Annotated in this window: 11 protein-coding genes; 5 read left to right on the top strand and 6 right to left on the bottom strand. The window is 46.2% G+C overall.

All coding sequences use genetic code 11. From position 1 onward, the window contains the following. Positions 1-11: 11 nt before the first annotated feature. Positions 12-3,098 carry a SusC/RagA family TonB-linked outer membrane protein gene (locus ACO1NU_RS00285; RefSeq protein WP_448816439.1) on the top strand — a complete coding sequence of 1,029 codons (3,087 nt, stop codon included), beginning with the start codon at positions 12-14 and terminating at the stop codon, positions 3,096-3,098. An 8-nt stretch (positions 3,099-3,106) separates the two neighbouring features. Next, positions 3,107-4,714: a RagB/SusD family nutrient uptake outer membrane protein gene (locus tag ACO1NU_RS00280; protein ID WP_448816438.1), complete on the top strand. Its 1,608-nt coding sequence runs from the start codon at positions 3,107-3,109 to the stop codon at positions 4,712-4,714. Between the two features lie 286 nt (positions 4,715-5,000). Here the strand turns inward: ACO1NU_RS00280 and xyl3A are convergent, their stop codons facing one another. The 6 genes from xyl3A to ACO1NU_RS00250 all read right to left on the bottom strand — a co-directional run bounded on the left by xyl3A (position 5,001) and on the right by ACO1NU_RS00250 (position 20,417). Continuing rightward, on the bottom strand, positions 5,001-7,631 hold the full coding sequence (gene xyl3A, locus ACO1NU_RS00275; RefSeq protein ID WP_448816437.1) for a xylan 1,4-beta-xylosidase: 2,631 nt from the start codon (positions 7,629-7,631) through the stop codon (positions 5,001-5,003). A 189-nt stretch (positions 7,632-7,820) separates the two neighbouring features. Further along, positions 7,821-11,840, bottom strand: a complete 4,020-nt coding sequence (locus tag ACO1NU_RS00270) for a hybrid sensor histidine kinase/response regulator transcription factor (protein WP_448816436.1) — start codon at positions 11,838-11,840, stop codon at positions 7,821-7,823. Positions 11,841-12,242: 402 nt separating this feature from the next. Further along, entirely contained in the window at positions 12,243-16,319 is a 4,077-nt protein-coding gene (locus tag ACO1NU_RS00265) for a hybrid sensor histidine kinase/response regulator transcription factor (protein ID WP_448816435.1), read from the bottom strand. 36 nt (positions 16,320-16,355) lie between these two features. After that, entirely contained in the window at positions 16,356-18,032 is a 1,677-nt protein-coding gene (locus ACO1NU_RS00260) for a glycoside hydrolase family 43 protein (protein ID WP_448816434.1), read from the bottom strand. A 228-nt stretch (positions 18,033-18,260) separates the two neighbouring features. Next, positions 18,261-19,451, bottom strand: a complete 1,191-nt coding sequence (gene kbl, locus ACO1NU_RS00255) for a glycine C-acetyltransferase (RefSeq protein WP_448816433.1) — start codon at positions 19,449-19,451, stop codon at positions 18,261-18,263. Between the two features lie 12 nt (positions 19,452-19,463). Further along, a complete protein-coding gene (locus tag ACO1NU_RS00250; protein WP_448816432.1) occupies positions 19,464-20,417 on the bottom strand; it encodes an NAD-dependent epimerase/dehydratase family protein in 954 nt (317 codons plus the stop codon). 193 nt (positions 20,418-20,610) lie between these two features. Here ACO1NU_RS00250 and ACO1NU_RS00245 point away from each other — a divergent pair, with 193 nt between their 5' ends. From ACO1NU_RS00245 to ACO1NU_RS00235, 3 genes are read left to right on the top strand one after another with little or no spacing between them, the layout of a single operon-like run. Then, positions 20,611-21,078 carry an Lrp/AsnC family transcriptional regulator gene (locus tag ACO1NU_RS00245; protein WP_448816431.1) on the top strand — a complete coding sequence of 156 codons (468 nt, stop codon included), beginning with the start codon at positions 20,611-20,613 and terminating at the stop codon, positions 21,076-21,078. A gap of 36 nt (positions 21,079-21,114) precedes the next feature. Next, positions 21,115-22,437 (top strand): BamA/TamA family outer membrane protein, encoded by a 1,323-nt coding sequence (locus ACO1NU_RS00240; protein ID WP_448816430.1) that lies wholly within the window; start codon positions 21,115-21,117, stop codon positions 22,435-22,437. A gap of 38 nt (positions 22,438-22,475) precedes the next feature. After that, on the top strand, positions 22,476-24,098 hold the full coding sequence (locus tag ACO1NU_RS00235; RefSeq protein ID WP_448816429.1) for a histidine kinase: 1,623 nt from the start codon (positions 22,476-22,478) through the stop codon (positions 24,096-24,098). The last annotated feature ends 23 nt before the right edge of the window (positions 24,099-24,121 follow it).

The raw sequence follows: 24,121 nt of genomic DNA, 5'->3' as shown, positions 1-24,121 counted from the left end.
AACTCAAAATTATGCTAAAACTAAAACCAAGCTCAGGAGCTGCTCTGGCTTCCTTTGTAGTAATTTTATTGTTGTTTTCCCCTTGCTGGGTGAAAGCGCAAAACAACGAAATCACGGTGACTGGTACCGTGAGAGACACTTCCGGTGCATTGCCGGGTGTGAGTATCAAAGTAAGAGGTACCCGCATTGGAGCAATATCCAACTCTGAAGGACGATACCAGATCAAGACCCCTTCTACAGCTGTACTCGAGTTTACGAGTATAGGATATGCTGTTCAGGAAGTACCGGTTAGAGGAAGAACCGTTATTAACGTCAGCTTAAGATCTGATGAGAAAGCATTGGACGAAGTTGTCGTGATCGGTTATGGTACTCAAAAGAGAGTGGATCTGTCATCGTCAATCGCAACCGTCGAAACCAAAGACCTATTGAAGACACCTGGAGGTTTTCAAGCCGCTTTGCAGAGTACAGTTCCTGGGGTACAAGTGAATTCCGGAACGATAAGAATCCGTGGAGTTGGCTCGATCAACAATACAGATCCGCTCTATGTAGTTGACGGAATGATCGGTGGTGCCGTACCTGACGATAACAATATCGCCAGCATTCAGATCCTGAAAGACGCCGCATCCAGTGCCATTTACGGTTCCCGCGGAGCGAATGGTGTTATTCTGATCACCACCAAACGGGGAGCGCAAGGCCCGGTAAAGCTCGATTATTTCGGATATGGCGGAACAAAGACGATTGCCAACAACGTAGAAATGTTGAACGGGCAGCAGCTGGCTGAGCTGATCAATGAGGAAATGTACAATCAGAATCCTTCCAGGACAGATTATCTTGCTGCATTAGCTAATCCTGAAAGCATCGGACAGGGATATAATATGGTCGATGCTTTGTTACGCACCGGATCTTATCAGAAGCATAACTTTTCAATAAGTGGCGGAAATGAAAATTCCACCTTCAGAGTTAATGGTATATATTCTACAGATAAACCTATTTTAATCAAAGAAAACTCGAAAAACTATGGTGCACAATTTATCTCTGACTTCACTAAAGGAAAACTAAAGGTTGGAGAAACGGTTACTTTGAACTTTAACTCCCGTAATTGGAGTAACAAAAACTTAATTGATGCCCAACGCTGGTCATCTACATTGCCTCTCTACGATCCTAATAGCTCTACCGGCTTCTCAGGAGCAGGAAACGGAACGGACGTAGCAAGTGCCCTGGCCAACGCATACCTGAACGACAACAATAATGAGTCGTTTTTCGCAAACGGAAATATCTGGGCTTCCTATGAGTTCATCCCCGGCTTGAAATACAAGTTTAACCTGGGACTTGATCTAAACAGAGGACGCGAGCAGGGTTATATCTCCGCCTATTCAGTGGGACAATATCAGAATCATGACCCAGATGAATTAAATATCTCAACTAGTCAAAACAACAGATGGTTATTTGAGCACACACTATCATATGATAAGATGATAGGCAAGCACAGCATCAGCGCGTTAGCGGGTATCACATCCGAAGAATCAAGATTTAAATCTGTTAACGCAGGTGCCAGGGCACTCCCTAGTCCGGACTTACTTATTCTGGGCCTCTCTACCCTTTCTTCCTCACGCGTGGTAGGATCAGGAGTGGGTCAATTCGCCATGTATTCCATGCTTGGACGTATCAACTACAGTTACGAGAGCAAGTACTTACTTACATTGAACTTTCGTCGTGACGGATCTGCAAACTTCAGTAAGGCCTACCGTTACGGAAACTTTCCTTCTGTATCTGCAGGCTGGCGTGTGAGTCAGGAAAACTTCATGAAGAATGTTTCATTTATAAGTGATCTGAAACTAAGAGGAAGTTACGGTTTACTCGGAAATTCCGACATCAACCAGTATCAATATCAGAACACGGTTAGCTTCGACCGGGTATGGTATTATTTAAACAATGAGATGGTAACCGGAGGTCTTCCTTTGAACCCATCAAACCCGAATGTTAAGTGGGAAAGTCAATATTCAACTGACCTCGGGGTTGATCTTTCCTTGTTTAAGAACAGACTTTCTTTGACGATCGACTATTACAATAAAAAGACCGAGGATATGCTGGTAAACGTACCTATCTCGTATGTGGCTGGTTATATCGATAACTTCCCGATTCTGAACGCCGGAAGTATCCGGAACCGCGGTTGGGACATGCTCGCTACCTATAGAAATTCAAGTCAGAACTTCTCATACTCTGCTTCTGCAAATCTTTCACTTGTAGATAATGAAGTATTGAGTCTCGGAAATAACAATGAAATATTATTCGGGAACGTAAATCCAGGTGGGGAAAACGTAACAAGAACCGCAGTGGGCCGCTCTATTGGTGAGTTCTGGGGATACACAACAAACGGACTTTATACATCCGCAGACCAGCTTCAGCAGGATAAGGCATTTGCACCAAACGCCGCACTGGGAGATGTCCGTTTCAGGGACCTAAATGGCGACAATGCGATAAATGACCGTGATAAAGCATTTATTGGCAGCCCGATACCTGACTTCAGTTACGGTTTCAACTTTGATGCAAGCTACGCAGCCCGATTTGGAACATTGGATTTCTCGATGATCTGGCAAGGTGTTCAGGGCAACGAAATCTACAATAACAGCAAATATTGGGGAGAGGGTATGTACCACTATTACAACAATTTTGCTAGTACTCTGGATCGTTATCGTGCAGAAGACGTGGTTTTTACCAACCCTGTTTCTGGTGCAACAACACGTTATCCTAAGAATGTTAATACAGATATCCCTCGTGCAGTACTGGGCGATCCAAACCAGAACCTGCGTGCATCAAGTCGCTTTATCGAAGACGGTTCTTACCTGCGTCTGAAAACATTAAACCTGGGCTATACCTTCCCTGAACAGTTTGCTAAACGCTTCAAAGTTGACCGCTTCCGTGTGTATGTAGGAGCAAAAAACATACTCACCTTTACCAAGTACTCTGGTTACGATCCTGAAGTTGGATCCGATGATGCACGATACAACCTGAGCCGTGGTATAGACGCACAAAGACCTTGGGGACGAACCTTCCCTAATTCAAAAGAATTCTTCCTAGGAGCACAGTTTACCTTATAATTTCTAACATGAAAACGACAGTAAAAATTGGCAATATCATCGCGCTGGCACTCACGCTTTCTGCAGGGTGTAAGCCGGATTTGGATCTATTGAATCCACAGGAAATATCTACAGAAATCTATTACCGTACTCCAGAGCAGTTAGAGGCTGCCATTATCCCTGCATATCAGGCCCTCATTGGCCGGGTTCAGGGTGGATACGGACGCTCGCTATATTATGAGCTTCTTGCTCCGGGAGACGATTTTGATCACACATTCAAATGGGAGCCCATGTACCAGGACACATACAATACTCCTGCAAGCGACGGCATGGCCTCAGGAACCTGGAAGGATCTATGGAACGGTATATTGGCTTCTAACCTGGCGATCGACAAGATCACAACGTTTGAAGGTGAAATTGATGAACAACGGAAGAATAGGATGCTAGGCGAAGCACACTTCCTTCGCGCACTGCACTACATGCATATGGCTGCAATGTTCGGCGAGACAGTGCCACTCATCGACAAACCAGTATCTTCTGACGCGGACTACTACCCTACTAACTCAACAAAGGGTCAGGTTTACGCCCTCATCATCAGTGACTTCAAGAAGGCTGAAGAACTTCTTCCCGTAAGAAGTGCGCTTTACGCGAACGCCAGCTTTATCGGAAGAGCAACGAAGGGCGCAGCACAAGCCTATCTGGCAAAAGCTTATCTTTATCGTCCTATCCTCGAAGCGGGGCAGAAAGCTGAATTTGGTGAAGCAGAAGCTGCACTAAGAAGAGTCATTGAAAGTGGTGAGTACCGCCTTGTTGATCAGTACAGACACAACTTCCTTTCGACGACAGAAAACAACGCTGAGTCTATATTTGAAATCCAGATGTTTAATGGTCCAAGTTGGCTGGGAGGAGATTTATCAGATTCATGGCGCTGGCAGGAAATAGGAATTTTCGACGGTACTGGAGGTGCCTGGTGGAATCTTGCTCCAAACAAAAAGACCTATGATGAATTCGAGCCTGGAGATCCGCGTAAGTACATGACGCTCTGGTGCGATAATGGAGCCTATTTCACTCAGCTGGACGGTAAGGTTACCAAGTATGATGACTGGATGAAAAACCTGGCTACCGACAAAGATCTGTATGGAACAAGGAAGTACTGCCCTGATGTACAAATACCAGATTTCGACAATGACAATAACGACAGGCTCTTAAGATATGCTGACGTTCTACTGATGTATGCAGAGTGCCTCAACGAAAAAGGTGATGTACAGGGAGCAAAAACCTATATCGATATGGTGAGAAGACGCGCCAATAATGTTGTGCCTTCAGAGCAAACCCACCTATGGTACCAAAAGTCTCCAGGAACTATTCCGACTGTTGACGGACTGCTCGCAAAAGACACAACCATTAACGGGGTGAGATTGAATAACATCAAAAACATCATCGCTCACGAACGCTTTGTAGAGCTTGCAGGAGAATATCAAAGATACTTCGACTTAATCAGATGGGGAAGTGCCGATCCAAAATGGCTGGATCCTTTGAAGCAACAAGGCTGGACTGAAAAAGCCACCTACTATCCTTTCCCTCAGTCGGAACTGGACAACAACAAAAATCTAACAGGTAATGCTATGAATAATTAAGTAGCCCCCGTTGATCAAATGGAAGCGGCTGTATCGATTGATGCAGCCGCTTTTTTATTTGCCTGGATCCAATCTTATCTTCAACACTTCAGCCACTCACTCCTTTTCAATGTAGGGCGGTCCGCGCTGGACAAGTCAAATCAATCATAAAGAACCCGGTATGTTACCAGTGGAGAGTAAACACAATTTATCCCATGCCGGTGAGCCTATTTACCAAAAGAGGGTGTATTACAAAAATAATACACCCTCTTGAATAAGATTGCTTCAGAAATGTGCAAAACGCTCACTACAAAACGGTAACCTGAACTTTCTTCAGGTCCCTGTCTGCAGAGCTGGTTCCATACAAAATTTCATATCCTCCTGGAGTAACATCCACTCTGGTTACCTCTTCGTTAAAAAATTCAAAAGCCGAGTATGGCAGCGCGATCTTTTCGACAACTCCCTTTCCTGCAGCAAGCTCAACCTTGCTGAACCCACGGAGTGATTTGAAGGGGCCGTCTTTATCATCAATCTTTCGAACATATATCTGAATCACTTCCCTGCCAATCCGCTTCCCGGTGTTCTTTAATGGGATACTCAACTGTACCGAATCGCCTTTGCTGATTTTCTGCTTGTCGATCTGCGCCTTCCCAATCGAAAACGTAGTATAACTTAGTCCGTAGCCGAAGGGAAACTGAGCATCAGACATGAATCGATAGGTTCTTCCCTTCATCGAGTAGTCCTCGAAGTCGGGAAGTTGAGAGACGTTTTTATAAAAGGTGACAGGCAGCTTGCCTGAAGGGTTAAACCCGCCAAAGAGCACTTCAGCAACTGCCTGGCCGCCTGATTCCCCACCATACCAGGCTTGCAGGATCGCGTCACAAGATTGGGTTTCCGGAACCAGACCGATCGCAGAACCGGAACAATTTACGAAAATCACTTTCTTACCAGCGGCTTTAAGTGCCTTTAAACAGTTACGTTGAACTTCTGGCAGCTCAATATCAGTACGGTCTCCACCCTTAAAACCAGGGTACGATACAGGCATTTCTTCCCCCTCCAGGAGCGTTGAAAGTCCGCCAACGAACACAACTTCATCTATCCCCTTTAACTTCGCTAACAGCGCGTTAAAATCGATATCCAGCTCTTTACCGAAGTCAAATTCTAGGTTGGCCTGCCAATTATTCAGCTGACCGTAATGTATCTCAATCTTATAGGTTTTGCCACGTTCAACTTTGTATGGGACCCTTGACGGCAGAGTCCTCCAATTGTTGTAATTCGCTAAAGAAACCCCGTTCACTAACAGCTCGAAATGTCCCGTAGCGCCGAACTTAAATACAATCTCCTCCGTTTCAGGCGCTGTGAACTCAGCCTCATATTTACCAGAGAAGCCTTCGAGCCGAACGCCTGGAGCAAACTCATGCTGACCCGCTGTTGTAAGCTTTACCGGTTGGGTAATCGGCCGTGTTATCACGACATCACCTTTCAAATCGGGGCTATTCCAGTAAGATGCCTTAAAGCCGGGCTTACCTTCCATGGTGATCTTGGAAAAATAACTTTGCATTACTTTGTTCTCAACCAGATCACAGGCTTTATCATAGACTACATTATTAGCTCCAATTTTAGATCTGATACCGTCCAGAATGGTAATTGTTCGAATGGGAGTTCCATTATAGTTCCCCCAAAGCATCGGCTCATCATTCGCGTTAGGTCCGATAACCGCGATCTTTTTGTTCGACCGTATAGGGAGAAGTTGATTTCTATTCTGTAACAGCGTCATCGACTCAAGCGCCATCTGTAAAGCTAGCTTGCGATGTTCAGCATTGTTAACAACTGACATCGGAATTTTAGACCAAGGGACCAAAGCATCATTATCCATATCTCCAAGATCAATCCGTGCCATAAGGACACGCAACAAACTGATATCTAACTCTTTTTCTGAAAGAAGTCCGCAATTTACGGCATCAGGTAAGGCACCATAAGCATATTTTCCCCAAACACACTCGACGTCTGTACCCGCCAGCACACCCTTTGCTGCTGCGTGAACGGTATCTGAGGATACCTTATGGCTTGTAAAGAAGTCAGTTATCGCTCCGCAATCAGATACAACGAGGTGCTTGAATCCCCAGTCATCCCGAAGGATTGTGTTCAGAAGACGGCTGTTACCGCAGCAAGGCTCATCATCAAGACGCTGATAGGCACACATCACCTGTCTCACGTCTGCGTCCTGCACCAGGGACTTAAATGCCGGAAGGTAGGTTTCCCACAGATCTCTTGGAAGTACATTATTTAAATTCAATTCGTGGCGACTCCATTCCGGCCCTGAATGAACAGCAAAATGTTTGGCACAAGCAAGCAGCTTCTTGTACCTGGAGTCCTTCGGTCCCTGGAGGCCATTCACCACTGCAACGCCCATACGTGCGGTTAAATAAGGATCTTCGCCATACGTCTCCTGCCCCCTTCCCCATCGCGGATCACGAAAGATGTTCACGTTAGGTGTCCAGACAGAAAGCCCGAGAAATCTCCGGCCTTCTTCTCCTTTCCGTAATGCATTATGATATTTCGCCCGCACTTCATCAGAGGTTGCATCAAATATCCGATAGATGAGGTCATCATTGAATGAGGCCGCCATGCCGACAGGCTCCGGAAACACCGTCACACTATCCGTGTTGGCAAATCCATGCAGCGCTTCACTCCACCAGCTAAACTTCTTAATGCCCAGCCTGGGGATCGCCTGCGACTCATCCATCATCAATGAGGCTTTCTCCTCCAAAGTAAGACGCGAAATGAGATCTTTTGCTCTTTCTTCAGATGATAAAGCGGGGTTCCTAAAGGGAAGTACCTGCCCTGAGACCTGATCAGCGATTAAAAAGAATAGTGCATAACAAATTAGTCTGACTGCCTTAGTAGCCGACATAGTTGTAGAGGGTCGTTTTGCCATGATTCAAGATGGTTTAGAATATTCATGTCGTATACAGCCAACCATGCTCAGAGTTCCAGCTAGAGCAGCTATAAATATCCGACAATCTTCGATTCGAAATTATAGAGAAACAATCGCGTCTGATAGCAACAATGTCTAAAAAACAGGAGAAAATGTCAAAGCCTTCTCCTGTTTGATGCTCATCGTTCATCAATCAACCGGTTGCAATTTCCTCTTGTTTGTGATATACTCGGAAGGCACGATGTTGTATTTGGCCTTAAATGACCTGGCGAAATAATTAGGCGTTGAGAAGCCCACATGATAGGCTATCTGCGCTATGCTCATGTCACTTTGTTCAAGCAAAACGATTGCCTTTTCCAGCTTAACGGATCTGATAAACTCTACCGGACTCATGCCTGTGATCTCAAGTATCTTATTGTAAAGTGAGGCCCTGCTCATACAGAGGCTCCTCGCCATGGCTTCTACTGAGAGCTGGGGATTATGAAGGTTTTCTTCAATATAGACCAAAACCTTATTAATAAGCTTCTCATTCTCCGACTCGATTTCCACACTTGCCGGTAACACCTTCACCTGTTTTACATAAGTTTCCTTTAACTGCTGATTCAGCGCTAACAGGTTTTTCAATTTGACATTCAGTACCGCAAAGTTAAATGGCTTGGTCATATAGTCGTTGGCACCCGATTCGAGGCCGCGTATCTGTTCATCTTCTCCCGTTGATGCTGTCAGGAGTATTATCGGAATATGAGAAGTTCTCTTATCCGCCTTCAGCTTCCGACTGAGCTCAATGCCGTTCATCACCGGCATGTTTACATCACAGACGATAATATCAGGATGCAGAGAGAGCGCACGCTGCCAGCCTTCCTTGCCATTTACAGCATCATATATACGGTACTGCGTCTTAAGGTTGTCTTTTATATAAAACCTGAAATCGTCATCATCTTCCACTATCAGTATCGATACTGCTATCCCCGCGGCCTTTAAGTGATCGTCTAATAGTTTTGCCTCAGCATTTTCTGAGATGTTCAAGACTTTGTCTTCATCTGGAAGACATTTAGGTTCCAGCTCCTCCAGGCTAAACGGCATTGACACGATAAAGCTGCTGCCTTTTCCCTGGTGGCTACTTAATCTAATCGTTCCCCCATGCATTTTGACGAACTCCTTAACAATGGAAAGACCAATACCCGTTCCCTGGTTAAGTACCGCTGTACCGGGATCATGCTGAAAGAAACGTTCAAATAAGCGCTCCTGTGCTTCCGGCGGAATCCCAATACCCGTGTCTGATACAGTCATATCCAGCACCAGCCGCCCGTCTGAATCCAACTGTTCAGCCGCACTAATACTGACTTGTATCACACCCCCTTCCTGAGTGAACTTAAAGGCGTTTGAAAGTAGATTAAAGAGAATACGCTCCACCTTATCGTGGTCGAACAGGACATTTGCACTGGCGATATCCGACGTAAACTCAAAAGATATCTTTTTCCTGCTGGCAACGTCGCCAAATGAATCTGCAGCGTCACGGATGAAAGATATAATCTCCCCGGGACGGAGCTGGAGCTTTAGCTCTTGTTCTTCCATTTTCCTGAAATCCAACAGCTGATTGACCAGATTCATCAATCGACGTCCGTTTCTCCTGATCATGGTCAGCTGCCAGGCATATGCCGGTTCCTTAATCTTTTCAATCAAAGTGTCGACAGGGCCCACAATCAGCGACAAGGGGGTCCTGAATTCATGACTTAAGTTGGTAAGGAACTTAAGTTTCATCATATCCATCTGGTGCAGATGCTCCGCGTGACGTCTTTCCTGTTCGATAAGCTGCCTTGCAGCTATCCGCTCTTTCTCGAGGGCAAACTTCCCTTCCAGTTTTTTGATTCCCCGGTATCGTATCCAAAATACGAGGGTCAGCATACTAAACGTATAAAAGAAGTACGCATAGCTCGTGCGCCAGAAGGGCGGAGAAACATGAATAAGAATAGAACGCCCCGAGCGATTCCATACGCCGTCATTGTTACTGGCACGCACTTCAAATGTGTAATCTCCGGGGTCAAGATTCGTATAATAGGCCGTATGCTCCTTTCCTGCTAAGACCCAATCCCGATCTACCCCCGTTAAACGGTACTCATACCGATTCTGCTCGGAGATCGTGTAATTTAAAGCTACAAAGCTGATCGAGAAGTTGTCTTTATGCTTTAGATCTATTTGTTTGGCAAGTAATACAGACTGTTTCAACGGACCTTGCTCGGAAGGAATTACCGTAGCGTTATTTACCTTCAGGCCTGTGAGCACTACTGAGGGGATATTCCGATTAATCCTCAACATGGATGGATCAAAAAGATTGAACCCTTCCTGCCCCCCAAATAGTACAGTTCCATCTCTCAAACACAGACCGGAGCCAAGAACAAATGGGGAGTTTTGTAAGCCGTTATGATGAGTGTAGTTCTTGAATTTTTTGCTCACGGGATCAAAGCTGCTGATCCCGCCATTAGTACTTACCCATAATCTTCCGCTCTTGTCTTCCACGATCTTCTGCACGGCGTCGTTAGCAAGGCCGTCCTTTTCCGAAAAGTTGACAAACTTCCCGGTCTTTCTATTTAAAAGATTAATGCCTCCGCCGTACGTACCTACCCAGATATTGCCACTTCGGTCTTCATGAATACAGGTAATATAGTCACTTGGCAGTCCGTTCTTCTTCTTAGTGAAAAACGAGAACTTCTGTGTCCGTAAGTTCCAGACGGAAATCCCGCCCCCAAAACTTCCTATCCACATGTTACCGTTCCGATCTTCTTCTAAGGCCCTGATCACGGGATGTGAGGGAGAACCCGGGTCTTCTGCATTAATTGGATTATTAACAAGCTTCCTGATCTGGCCGCTTTCAGGGTTATACAGATTCACACCTCCGCCATTAGTACCGATCCACACCTGGCCTTTCCTGTCTTCCCGAATGCAAAATACATCACTGAAATTCAGATCCGAGGGCCGGTTCCCTTTTACGAGATGTTTCTGCTTACCTGATGAGAGGTCAAGGATGTAGACTCCGTCAAGAAAAGTTCCCACCCATAATTTAGAATCTCTCGCCATTTCCAGCGCTAACACAGAACTCCGCCTCGGCAAATTAGCATAATGAGTAAACGCCCCGGTTTTCAGATGAAACAAATCGAGGCCTCCACCATCCGTACCAACAAAGACGCCCTTCCCGGGGTACTCTGCGAAAGACGTCACAACGGGGGCACTAAGTCCATCACTGTCAAAGGGATTACTCTCTATGCGTTTGAAGTTTGTGCAGTTTGGATCGAATTTACTGATCCCTCCCTGGAAGGTACCTACCCAGCTTATTCCGTTTTTATCAAAACAAACAGAGCGTATAGACTTGGATTTCAGACTGCTTTCATTCCGCCGGTCTGCCCGGTACTTATAAACGAACCCACTATCTACGCTGACGAGGTTTAAACCGTCCTCTGTACCAAGCCACACCAAACCATTCTCAGCAACATTCACGGTATAGACGATGTCACTACTGATGCCTGAATCTCCCTCATCACTTTTATGAATAGTTTTTATTTTCTTCCCTGTGGCAGAAAGCACATGCAAGCCTCCCTGGGTGGCAACTAAAATCCGTCCCTTTTTATCCTCCTTAATCGACAATACAAACGCAGAAAACTGCTCTAACGGCCCTGTTGCTGAGTATAAAAACCGGGTAAAGGCATCCTCTTTCTTATCATACCGGTACAAACCCGAATTTGTACCGACCCACATCGTCTTTCTTGAATCTCTGAAAACGGAGATCACGGTGTTCGATTTTAACTTTCCGGCCGCTGCACTATATTGATAAGCCCTTTTGATCCTGAAGTTTTTGCGATCTACTACATGAAGCCCACTGTAAGAAGCAACCCAGATATCCCCGCTGCCATCTTCACTGATCGAAGTCACGGCAATTCCAAGCTGCTGGTTGTTGTGCTTACCGAGATCGATGAACTCGTCTTTGTTTCGATCATATACGCTTACAGAGCCACCGTTCGTGCCTATCCACAAGGTTCCATCCGAATCCTCAAATAAGGAGGTGACGTGATTTGCTGTTAAGGATGTCTGACGTTTATCAATATGCCTGTATACTTTAAAAGATGTACCATCAAAGCGGTTAAGTCCGTCATCCGTGGCCACCCACAAAAACCCAAAGTGGTCTTTCAGAATCGCAAAGACAGTATTAGAAGACAATCCGTCTCGAGATGTAAATGTCGTAAAACTAAGATCAGGCCTGGTCGCGAAGACCTGCGCTGAAAATATAAGACCAAACACCAATAGCGTTATCTTATAAAGAAATATATTCTGCTGCATGTAGAGATCTTGTCGATAGTATAATTGGCTTTTATAAAGTTAATCATCCTCAGACATAAGGAGAAACATTATCTGATAATATTCTCGCTCAATCTGCAACAAAGATCATATCCGTTTTAATTGGTAGAAGGCTGGGCCCGGCACCATTTACTTACGCAATTCCATTCATCAACATTGATCAGGACAGCACAAAAAAGGCCCTTCGAGAGGGCCGTTTACGATTAAATAGCGCGAATCAACAAACGCTTCACTGCGAACAAAACAGCAGCAATTCACCAGGCATCAGGAAAGCTGCAACGGCTTGTCCTTGCGCTTAAGGGTAATATATTCTGATGGCAACATATTGAACTTCGCCTTAAAGGCACGGGCAAAATAGTTCGGCGTAGCAAAGCCAACCGCGTAGCATATCTGACCGATATTCATATCACTTCTTTCAAGCAATATCGCCGCTTTATCAAGCTTCACAGAACGTATAAACTCAACAGGCGTTTCCCCGGTCAATTCAAGAACTTTCGTATAAAGAGAACCTCTGCTCATTCCAAGATGTTTGCTCAATCCCTCTACAGACAGCTGCGGACTGGTCAAATTCGATTCTATATACTGGAGTATCTTTTCCAGGAACTTCTCATTTTCTGATTCAACAACCGGTTCAGGGGCAATCATTTTAATCTGTTTGCTGAACGTGCTCTTTAGTTGCTGGTTTTGAGTCAGCAAGTTCCTGATCTTCACATGCAAGATCTCGAAATTGAAAGGTTTAGTCATATAGTCACTCGCACCCGTGCCTAAGCCAATGAGTTGATTTTCTTCACCGGTCAGTGCAGTCAGCAAAATAACAGGAATATGACTGGTCCGTTTGTCTGCTTTGATTTTCCTGCAAAGCTCAATCCCACTTACATAAGGCATACTGATATCCGAGACGACAAGTTGAGGATGCGATGAAAGAACTTTTTGCCATCCGTCTTTACCGTTCGTTGCTTCTACCACCTTGTAATAGGAGCTTAGATTATCTTTCAGATAAAATCTGAAGTCTTCGTTATCTTCCACAAGAAGGATAACAGGCAGCGAGGCAGACTCCGGATTTTCCACCAGCACGGGTAACATCGCCTCGTCTGCATTCTGCTCTTCATCTGCGATAGTACTATCCTGGATCCTGCTTAATGGCAGATGAACCGTGAACATTGAACCTTTTCCTGCAATACTCTGAACCTGAATCGTTCCACCATGCATTTTGACAAATTCCTTAGCGATCGAAAGACCTATTCCGCTCCCCTGATTGATAACGGAGCTGTCGGTTTCTGTCTGAAAAAACCGGTCGAAAATAAGCTTTTGTTCATCCTCTTTCATTCCAATCCCCGTGTCTGAAAGACTTATCTGCAGGCCATCCATGTCTTTAATTTTCAGCGATATTTCACCCCCTTCGTGCGTGAACTTGAAAGCGTTGGAAAGCAAATTGAAGAATACCCGCTCAATCTTATTGCAGTCGAATACCGTAAAATAGCTTTTCACGTCACTGCTGAAGCTGAAATTGATACGCTTCCTGTCTGCCAGATCCGTAAAGGACTCTGCAACTTCCTTCAGAAAACCAACAAAGTCCTTCTCTTCAACATGTAACTTCTGCTCCTTTTCCTTGATGTTTCTAAAATCAAGCAGCTGATTGACCAGATTGAGCAGCCTGCGACTATTCCGCTTGATCATTTGTAGCTGCTGATTGCGTGGTGAGTTTGTCTCCTGCTGAATCAACTGCTCTACAGGCCCAACGATCAAAGAAATCGGCGTACGAAACTCGTGACTGAGGTTAGTCAGAAACTTAATACGAAGCTGATCGAACTCATGGAGCCGATCCGACTCCCGCCGCTCCTGCTCTATCATTTGCTGAACCTGCAGACGCTCCTGCTCCATGGCGAAGCGATTTTTCAATTTGCGGATTCCCTGTCGTCTAATCAAGACAAGAGAGGCAACAACAACTAAAACATAAAACACGTACGCGTAATAAGTCATCCAGAAAGGAGGATGTACGATGATCTTAACAGAGGCAACTGGTGTGGTCCACTCGCCCGTGTCACTTGTGGCCTTCACATGAAAGGTATAGCTTCCCGGATCCAGATTGGTATAGATTGCCGTATTAGAAGGCCCGACAGCGTTCCACTCCTTTTCGAAACCGTCCAACTTGTACGAATACCTGTTCTCATGAGGAGACGTATAATTGAGCGCCACAAAACTTAATGAAAAATTCTGCTTATAGTCCAGGTTTATCGTTTTCACAACAGCAATGTCCTCACTGATCGGCGAATCTTCTGAAGGCCTCACACTTTGATTGGAGACCTTCAGATCTGTAAATACGACCCTTGGCACACTTCTGCTGGCATACAGGTCTCCCGGATGAAAATAATTAAACCCGTCGGTGCCTCCGAAGAAAAGTCTTCCGTCCCGGAGACGGAGTCCCGCACCGATCACAAAAGGACTGCGCTGTATTCCATTATAATGGGAATAATTCTTAAAATGCTTGGAAACAGGATCAAAACTACTGATTCCCTTATTCGTACTGATCCATATTTTCCCACTTTCATCCTCCAGTATCTTGTAAATAACAGCATTGGCAAGACCGTCATCTTCAGAATAAGTGCTTGCTTTTCCGGTTCCCAGATCATAGGAACTTAGACCAGCAGAAGTACCTATCCATATACGTCCATCGCGGGCACTGTACAGTGAATATATATTGTCGTTGGGAAGCTTGGTATTGTTCTTTGTAATTGACTTGATGTATTTGCTGATAGGATTATATACTGCTATACCTGCACCATTTGAACCTACCCAAATGTTCCCCTCTTTATCTTCCTCTATTGCTCTTATATAGCCGTTGAGCTGAATTCTACTGTTCGCATTGTTGTTAAAATGCAGAAATACCTTGCTCTCCCCATCAAAACAATCAACGCCCTGGCCATTAGTCCCCACCCAGATATTTCCCCGGCTGTCCTTCTTGATGCAGAAAACGTCGCTTCCACTGATGTTCTGAGGGCCGCTTCCTGCCTCAACATGCCGTACATCACCCGTGCGGGAATTCAGGATGTACAATCCTCTGAGATATGTCCCTATCCAAACATCTGAATCAGACTTTTCCATCGCCAGTATCGACAGTCCTTTAGGTGCAGAGCTGCCTAAAGAAATATGCCTGAAAACGCCTGTGGTTAAATCGAACGAATTCAGCCCGCCTCCATCTGTCCCCACATACATCTTGCCCTGTTCGCCCTCGGCAAACGAGGTAACCACCGAGGCACTTAAACCACTCGGATCAAATCGGTTACTCTGCCGAAGATTAAAAAATGCAAGGTTCTTGTCGTACTTGTTAACCCCTCCGCGGAAAGTTGCCACCCAAAAGATCCCTTGTGAGTCAATAAAAATGGATTTGACTGATTTCCCAACCATGCTAAAGCGGTTACGCCCGTCATGCTCCACGCGTGCAACCTTTCGTGTTGCGGGATCAAGTATGTTCAATCCATCCTCAGTTCCCACCCAGAGTTTACCTGCTGGATCGGATGCCAGAGCGTAGACGATATTATTGCTCAATGATTCCTCATCGGTCGCATCATAGTAATAATTATCAAATCCGTTCCCATTGATCTTCAATACACTTAAACCGCTGTTCGTACCTACCCAGATGTTTCCTTTTGCATCTTCGGCAATAGCGGATATCACATTGCCGGACAAGCTTGTCGGGTCGCTTGTGTGCAGGTACTGCACCAGGGTCCCTTCCCGGGGTTGATAAAGATACAGCCCCCTTCTCGTCCCCAGCCACATTCGGTCATGACGGTCCCTGTGAAGATGCATCACCGCTCTTGAACGAATCACGTCCTGATCAACTTTCCTCTTTAGCTTCAACGGCGTCATGGCCCCGGTCTTGGGGTTAACGACATGCAGTCCCCCATACCCTCCTACCCAGATATTACCACTTTTGTCGCTGCTTACAGCAGTTATCGCCCTATGCTGCGTCTCGCGGTAATTGGTAAATGAATCCATCTTCCGGTTATACAAAGCCAGTCCGCCCCCGGTAGCAACCCACAGGTTACCCGCACGATCCTCATAGAGTTGCAGGATTTCATTCGACGAAATGCTGGTAGAATCTCCTCCCTTATGACGATAGACGGTAAATTTCTGCCCGTCAAACTTGTTTAATCCATCATCTGTACCAAACCACATGTAACCAAACCTATCCTTAAGAATAGTATTCACCACATTGGAAGAAAGTCCCTCTTTGCTACTGATGTTAAGAAAATTGAGATTTCCTTTTTGAGCGACTGCCTGATAGGGCAGCGCCAGAAAAAGGACAAGACGGATTACTGCTCCAAGTTTTCTTAAAGTCATAAATCGGATGAATAATGTTTGAAGAATGATCTGTCTTTATTTTGCTTTAAAAGTCTCGTCATTACCGCTGTACCCGAACCACTTGTAAGAGGCCGTGTTATCAGAGCCTGCTCCGTCAGAAGTCGCGTACATCGCGAATAAAGAACCTACGAATCCACCTGCAACACGTGTACTCAGATACTTGCCGTCTAATTCGCCTTGCAACAGGTTCCATTTATCCTTTTTTGTCGCAAACCAGAAAGAGTATTTATCTTTTGCAGCAGAAATTTTAAGGAACAGAGGTCCTGATGAAGCTGGCAATGCTTGCTCCTTGATTAAGACCATGCTCTTGCTCGCGCGCTCGGCTTTAAACAACTGTACAACAGGTTTACCCTTGGATATCGATTTACAGATATAGTAGAAATGCGTTTCATTCTGGAATATCATCATCCCTGCCTTTTCGTTTTCCTTCCCGGCGGCGAAGCTTAACTCCGTAGAGGCCTCACAGGTGAGGTGCTGCTGCCGTCTTCCAATAAAGGCCGGATTGCCCTTACCCATAGCTGTTTCAGGCAACAACTTCATCGTCAGATAGTCTTTTTTCTTCTTTAAGCTATACCAGGATGTGTCCAGCGTACGCAGAAAAAGAAATTCCGAATGCAAAGTATCTTTGAAATCTATCGTATAGTTAAAATTTCCGTTCAGCGGTAATGATCCGGGATGTTTGTACTCCTTCCAGTTCACAGGATACTCATATAAAACCTCCTCGTGATCCGGATTGATAACCGGCCAGCCGTCAATCCATTTTACCGGAGCGATAAAGGTCTCGCGACCGGTATTGTAGTAGTCTCCTTCGTATGGTCTCACTGCAATGAAAATCGCGTAAGTATTCCCGTCGGGTCCCTCAACTAAATCAGCGTGCCCGGTAGATGTGATCGGATTTTTCCGGTTAGGATCAAGGTGACGTTGTGTTAATATTGGGTTCTTTTCATAGGGGATATAGGGTCCTTTAACATCCTTACTTCTCAGGATTACTTCCGAGTGGTTCACGGCTGTTCCACCCTCTGCAGCCATTAGGTAATACCAGCCGTCTCTTTTATAGATATGCGGACCTTCAATCCAAACCGGTTTTGTGCTGATGTCTACTCCTCCATTTACCAGCAGAATTTCTTCTCCTTTAACCTGAAGTGTTTTCTGGTCAAATTCGTACATCCGCAGTGTTCGGTGTCCATCGTACAAAGACTTATTTTCCGGAGGATTACTGTTGTAAATGATATACGCTTTCTCTCCTTCAAAGTAGAGCGATGGGTCGATTCCATGCACTTCCTTTATCCACACAGGGTCACTCCATGGACCTGCAGGGTTCTTGGCTGTTACCACAAAGTTTCCGCCGTTATCGATATCTGTACAGGTCACGTAAAATAGCCCGTTATGATAATTGATGGCGGGTGCAAATAATCCACGGCTAACAGTCTCTCCCATGAAGTCCATCTGAGAAGGACGGGATATCACGTTACCGATCTGCTTCCAGTTTTTCAGATCCCGGCTGTGCAATACCGGAATACCAGGAAAATAAGAAAAAGTGGAGTTGACGATATAATAGTCAGGACCGACTTTACATATAGCCGGGTCTGGGTAAAATCCCGCCAGGATGGGGTTAGGCAGAGTGGTTTGTCCAAAGCCGGACAGGAAAAACGATGTCAGAAATGTGCAAAGTAAAATGGAAAGACGGTTCATAAATGGTCAGGTGTGTTCGGTTAATATTATCTGAACATAAAAGTAGCCTAACATTTGATATGATACTTGCCATTTTTGTTGTAAATGATAGTACAAATGTTCAACACGACCGAACCATTGGGGCAATCATATAGAAAATTCCTCTGTAGAGGAATCTTACCTCCTGAACGAAAAAATTTCTGTTCAACTCCTTTCCATGCAGAGAGGGGCTGAACAGAACACGAGGTTTTATTTTAATACGCCTAGCTCCTTGCCAACTTCCGTAAATTCGGCAACCGCTTTCTCCAGGTTTTCGCGGGTATGTCCCGCAGATAGCTGCACCCTGATGCGGGCTTGCCCTTTGGGCACAACCGGATAAAAGAATCCAATCACGTAAATGCCTTTCGACAGCAGCCTGCTGGCAAATTCCTGTGCAAGTTCTGCTTCATAAAGCATGACCGGAACGATAGGGTGTTCGCCCGGGCGTATATCAAACCCGGCTGCGGTCATTTGCTCTCTGAAGTAACGGGTATTCTCTTCCAAACGATCGCGAAGTTCTGTCGTTTCAGACAGCATATCCAGCACGGCAATCGACGCTCCGACGATCGACGGCGCCAGAGAATTCGAGAACAGATAAGGACGGGAGCGCTGTCTCAACATCTCAATGATTTCCGTTTTTCCGGATGTGAAGCCACCCATTGCACCTCCAAGAGCTTTGCCCAATGTCCCGGTGATGATATCCACCCGGCCCATTACTCCCCGGTATTCGTGTGTGCCTCGCCCGGTCTTCCCGATAAATCCGGAAGAATGACTTTCGTCAACGAGTACGAGCGCTTTGTATTGATCTGCAAGATCACAGATCTTGTCCAGCTGAGCAATGGTACCATCCATGGAAAACGATCCGTCCGTAACAATGATCCGGTGTCTGCATCCCGCACTTTCGCGCAAGCATCTCTCCAGATCTTCCATATCGTTATGTGCGTAGCGGAACCGCTGCGCTTTGCAAAGCCTGACGCCATCGATGATCGATGCATGATTCAGCGCATCTGAAATGATCGCGTCCTGTTCATTGAACAGAGGCTCAAATACGCCCCCGTTTGCATCAAATGCTGCAGCATAAAGGATCGTATCTTCCATACCCAAAAAGGCGGCGATCTTTTGCTCGAGCGTCTTGTGTATATCCTGCGTACCACAAATAAAGCGTACAGACGACATGCCATAGCCATGTTCATCAATAGCCTTTTTCGCCGCTTCTATCACCTTGGGATGGGACGAAAGTCCCAGGTAGTTATTCGCACAAAAGTTCAGCACTTCTGAAGACTCCGTGGTGCTGATCTCTGCTCCCTGGGCAGTCGTGATAATCCGTTCTTTCTTGAATAAACCGGCTTCTTTGATCTCGGCCAGCTCCTTTTCCAGAACAGGCTTTAAAGTTTCATACATATCTTTAAGATTTTATACAGTAACCTTCATTCCCTTCAACATCTCATGAACCATCGTCTCCAGATCAAACCGGGGCTTCCATCCCCAATCCTGCCTGGCCGTACGGTCATCAATACTTCCCGGCCAGCTCTCAGCAATCTGCTGACGGAAATCCGGTGCGTATGAAATCCTGAACTCCGGAATACGTTTCTTTATGGCTTCTGCGATTTCCGCAGGTGTAAAGCTAAGTCCGGCAAGATTGTAAGATGTGCGTACAGTAAGTTGATCCGGATGTGCATCCATCAGTTCCAGGGTCGCTCTGATCGCATCATTCATGTACATCATCGGAAGTGGCGTATCCGCCTCTAGATAGCAAGTGTACTCAGCATGTTCAACTGCCTGATGGAAGATATCAACGGCATAATCGGTAGTACCCCCGCCCGGAGCAGCAAGATAGCTGATCAGTCCCGGAAAACGCAGGCTCCGCACGTCAAGACCGTACTTTTGATGATAGTAGTTGCACCAGTATTCACCGGCGCACTTACTGATTCCATATACCGTTGTCGGTTCAGTGACCGTCTGCTGCGGACAATCTTTTTTAGGAGAATCAGGACCGAACACAGCGATACTGCTTGGCCAGAAAACCTTCTCCAAACGCCCCTCCACCCCGATATCGAGCACGTTAAGCAAACCCTGCATATTGATCTGCCAGGCCAGCTGAGGATTCTTCTCACCTGTAGCCGATAGCACGGCTGCCAGGTGGTAAATCTGAGTGACACCCTCCTCCTTCACAAGGCGGGAAAGATGATCTTTGTCCAGAACATCCAGCTGAACGTAAGGACGCCCCGGCCCCGTATTGCTTTCGGCACTTAAGCGGTCGCCGGCGATGACCTGATCATTCCCATACTGCTCGCGAAGTGCCTGGGTCAGCTCGCTTCCGATCTGACCACATGCACCAATCACTAATATTTTCCCTGTTTTGTTCATGAATCTATTGTGTTAACATCCGCGCCATACAATTGTTCGGATATCAAAATCAATGCAAAACTCATAATTACCAGCATTTAATCCTATAAGTACCATTTTAATCAGAAAATTATCCTATCGTCCGGCCTGAAATAGATCAATTATGCTGAGATTTACCGCCACACAACACACATAGCAGAATTTTAATCTCTTTATGAACCTCGACCCGACGGATATCAAAATATTGGAGCTGTTGCAAAAGGATGCAAGAATGACGATCAAACAGCTGGCTCTTGAACTGAAAAGATCACACACTCCAGTCTTCGAACGGGTCAGGCGCCTCGAAGAAAAGGGCTATATAAAACGATACGTGGCCATCGTAGATCGGCGGATGATTGATAAAAACCTGATCGCTTTCACTCATGTCCAGCTGAAGGAGCATTCACAGGAAATCCTCAGCTCCTTTGAAACGGAAGTGATCAAATTCTCTGAGGTAATGGAGTGCTACCACATGACCGGAGCTTTCGACTTCATTCTTAAGATCGCGCTCAAAGACATGGATGCCTACCACGAATTTTTGATGGGTAAACTGTCCAAACTCCCCAACATCGGGACCTTGCAAAGCTTGTTTGTCATGTCTGAAGCGAAGAACGAGACCGCTTACGAGCTGGGAAGCCTCTAAAGGCCGACCTGGCTTGCTCCAAACATTTAAGAATGCATGTGGTTATCTTCTACCATGGGAAACTTCAGCATCTTCTTTGCGGCAGCCCTGCTGGCTGTTGGTCTGACTAGCCGTGTACACGCTCAGATAAATCCGCCGGTCGACTCGTTGAAGGCTGATTCGCTCAACGCTGTGTCCACACCGGTGATCCCTGCCTACTCTTCCCATTATGATGTAGGCGACCTGATTCGCGACGTTTTCCGTCCGGGCAGACCCGCCAAGCCAGCCAGCGAAAAATCAGGTATCACCATGATGCCCAATGTGGCATACAATCCAAGTATCGGAGCACAGATCGGAATAAAGGCCGTTGCCGGGAAGGTACTCGGCAAAGAGAAATCTACTTTAATGTCCGTAGCGGCCACCTCCGCATCTGCAACGACGAAGGGGATCCTCTATTTTTACATCAGCCACAACGTCTTCACATCCGGAAATAAATGGAATCTTCAGGGTAGCCTGATTGCAGCGAAAACGGTGACCCCTGACTTTGGACTGGGGATAGGTACCGCTGCAGGATCAACCGAACTGGATGAAATCCTATCCAATCCCGGACGTACGGGCTATGTTCTTCATGCTGAATTCTACAACTTCCGGGAAAAGGTCTATAAACAACTGTTCAAAGGGTTCTTTCTCGGTGCGGGTGTGTCCTTCGATATCCGGAGAAATGTAATAGACAAGAACACCAGCAATGAACTGACTCCTTACAACATCTATAGTGACCGTTACGGATTCAAAAGGGATGGCTACACATCCAACGGACTGCTGTTTAACGCCCAGTATACGACGAGGGATAATCAGAACCGTGCCTACAAAGGCATCCATGCCGACCTCGGTATTCGCGCCAATCAGAGCTGGATGGGCAGCTCCAGGAATGCTCTTCAATTAACATCAGACTTCAGGAAATATTGGAGCCTCTCTCGCCGGAACCCGGAACACGTTATCGCCTTCTGGAACTTCGGTTCTTACGTGCTCAGCGGAAAGCTCCCCTACCTGGAACTTCCGGGAACAGGTAAAGACCCGAGCGGACGCAGTGGCAGAGGCTATACAATCGCTTATTTCAAAGGGCCCAAGTACTTTAGCTCCGAAGTGGAATATCGTTTTCCCATTACGAAAAACAAATTCCTGAGTGGCGTCACCTTCTTCAACATCCAGTCAGCCAGTGATGATCTGGGCACAAAGTTGTTCGACAAATGGCAGCCGGGCGGCGGCGGCGGACTCCGTGTGCTCTTCAACAAAGCAACACGTACCAATCTGTGTATCGACTACGCTTTCGGCCGGTATGGTAAACGGGGACTCTTCCTCGGATTAAATGAAGCGTTCTAATCTATTTCTCTACAACACAGTTTAGCTATCTTTGCGCGATGAAGTCTGGCATTTATGGCTCAAAATATTTCATTGCCATCAGCGCATTTGTTTTGCTTGTTTTCACGGGCATAGCTACCGTACTTAGAGGAAAATTCAATGCGCGAACAGAACAGATCAGCAAAGACATTGGCTCCCAGACTTTTCAATTAAAATCATTGGCTCTTCGTGAAGAGTTCAACAGCATTCTCAAAGGATTGTACACGGCCGAAGAACTTGCCATACAGACCAGAGGAATTGCAAGCACTGACCAGATACTTCCCGGTCTTACCAAGTTACTGACAGGCGGTGCAGCCATTGGCGATGCTTGGTATGTAGAGATCAAGGATCGGGACACCCTGGTCAAATCGATTGATAAAGCAACCCAGGGGATCAAACCGGCACATCCGGATCTAAGGGCCTGGGTTTTAACTCAGGCCAGGAATAAGAAAAGTAAAGATCCAAATGGTTCTCTCGTTAGAATCGCCGGCAGCCTCCACTGGATTGAACCATCTGCATACCACTTTCAGGGCTCAGGTACGATATTCTTCGGAATAGACATAAACCTTACAGACCTTCAAAAGCACCTCTGGAATGTAAACGAAAAAGGCAGGGCAACAGCCACGATCATCGACAGCAGTGGCTATTACATCAGCAATCCGGAAGAAGAACTCGTCGGTACAAGGGTACCCGATTCTCTGATGAGGCTAAGCGGGGAAGTCCGTTTAGCCGACAGCCTGAGCAGCTACGAGACCATATACTCAAGCTTTCTGCAAGTTCCGGTTATTCGGTATTATACACCATTCCGTGTCGGCTCTATGAACTGGACGATGGTAGTCGACACGCCCCTGTTCGTGGTTATTGAAGACACCCAGGCTATTGAACGCTATGCCATGCTTATCTTCGTCGCCAGCGCCTTGATCATCCTCCTCCTGATCGCTTTAGCACAGGCCAAATGGCAGAAAGAGTTCATGCTACGGCAAGAAGCAGAAATGACAAAACAACGCCTTTCCCTTGAAAAGCAGGCATTAATGCTCACCACCGAAAGGCAGAAAACAGAGAACGCTCTCCTCCAGCTCGATAAACTTAAAGAGAAGGTCGATCCTCATTTCCTGTTTAACTCCCTGACTTCCGTGAACGCGCTCATCGAAGAAAAGCCCGAACTGGCCAAATCATTTGTAGTAAAGCTCTCGCGCGTGTACCGCTATGTATTAGACCCTCCGGAAAGCGGCCTTGCTAAGCTCTCTCAGGAGATGCGCTTTGCCACGGAATACTTCTTCCTGCTGCAGATCCGCTTCGGATCATCCTTGCTTCCGCTGGCAACGGAGATCCGGGATGAACATCAAAACGCCTTACTGCCATTCATGAGCATCCAGATACTTCTTGAGAACGCAGTGAAACACAATATCGTTTCAAAAGCGAGTCCGCTTCATATCCGTATAGAAAGCCTCGATAATGGTATCATGGTGACAAACAACCTGCAACTTCGTCAGGATCAAAGAGCTTCCGGGAAGCACGGACTGAAATACCTCCAGAAGACCTTCGCGTTTTTCGGAGTGTCTGGTTTTCAGTACGAACTTACCGGTGATACCTTCGTTTGCTTCCTGCCCTTCATCAACAGCAAGGATATACCCACTCCATAAATAAGCGGTTTCACTCCCTAAAA

The sequence above is a fragment of the Arcticibacter sp. genome, assembly GCF_053551015.1.
The sequence above is the reverse complement of the archived record's forward strand: the minus strand, read 5'-3'. Positions and strand labels throughout refer to the sequence as shown.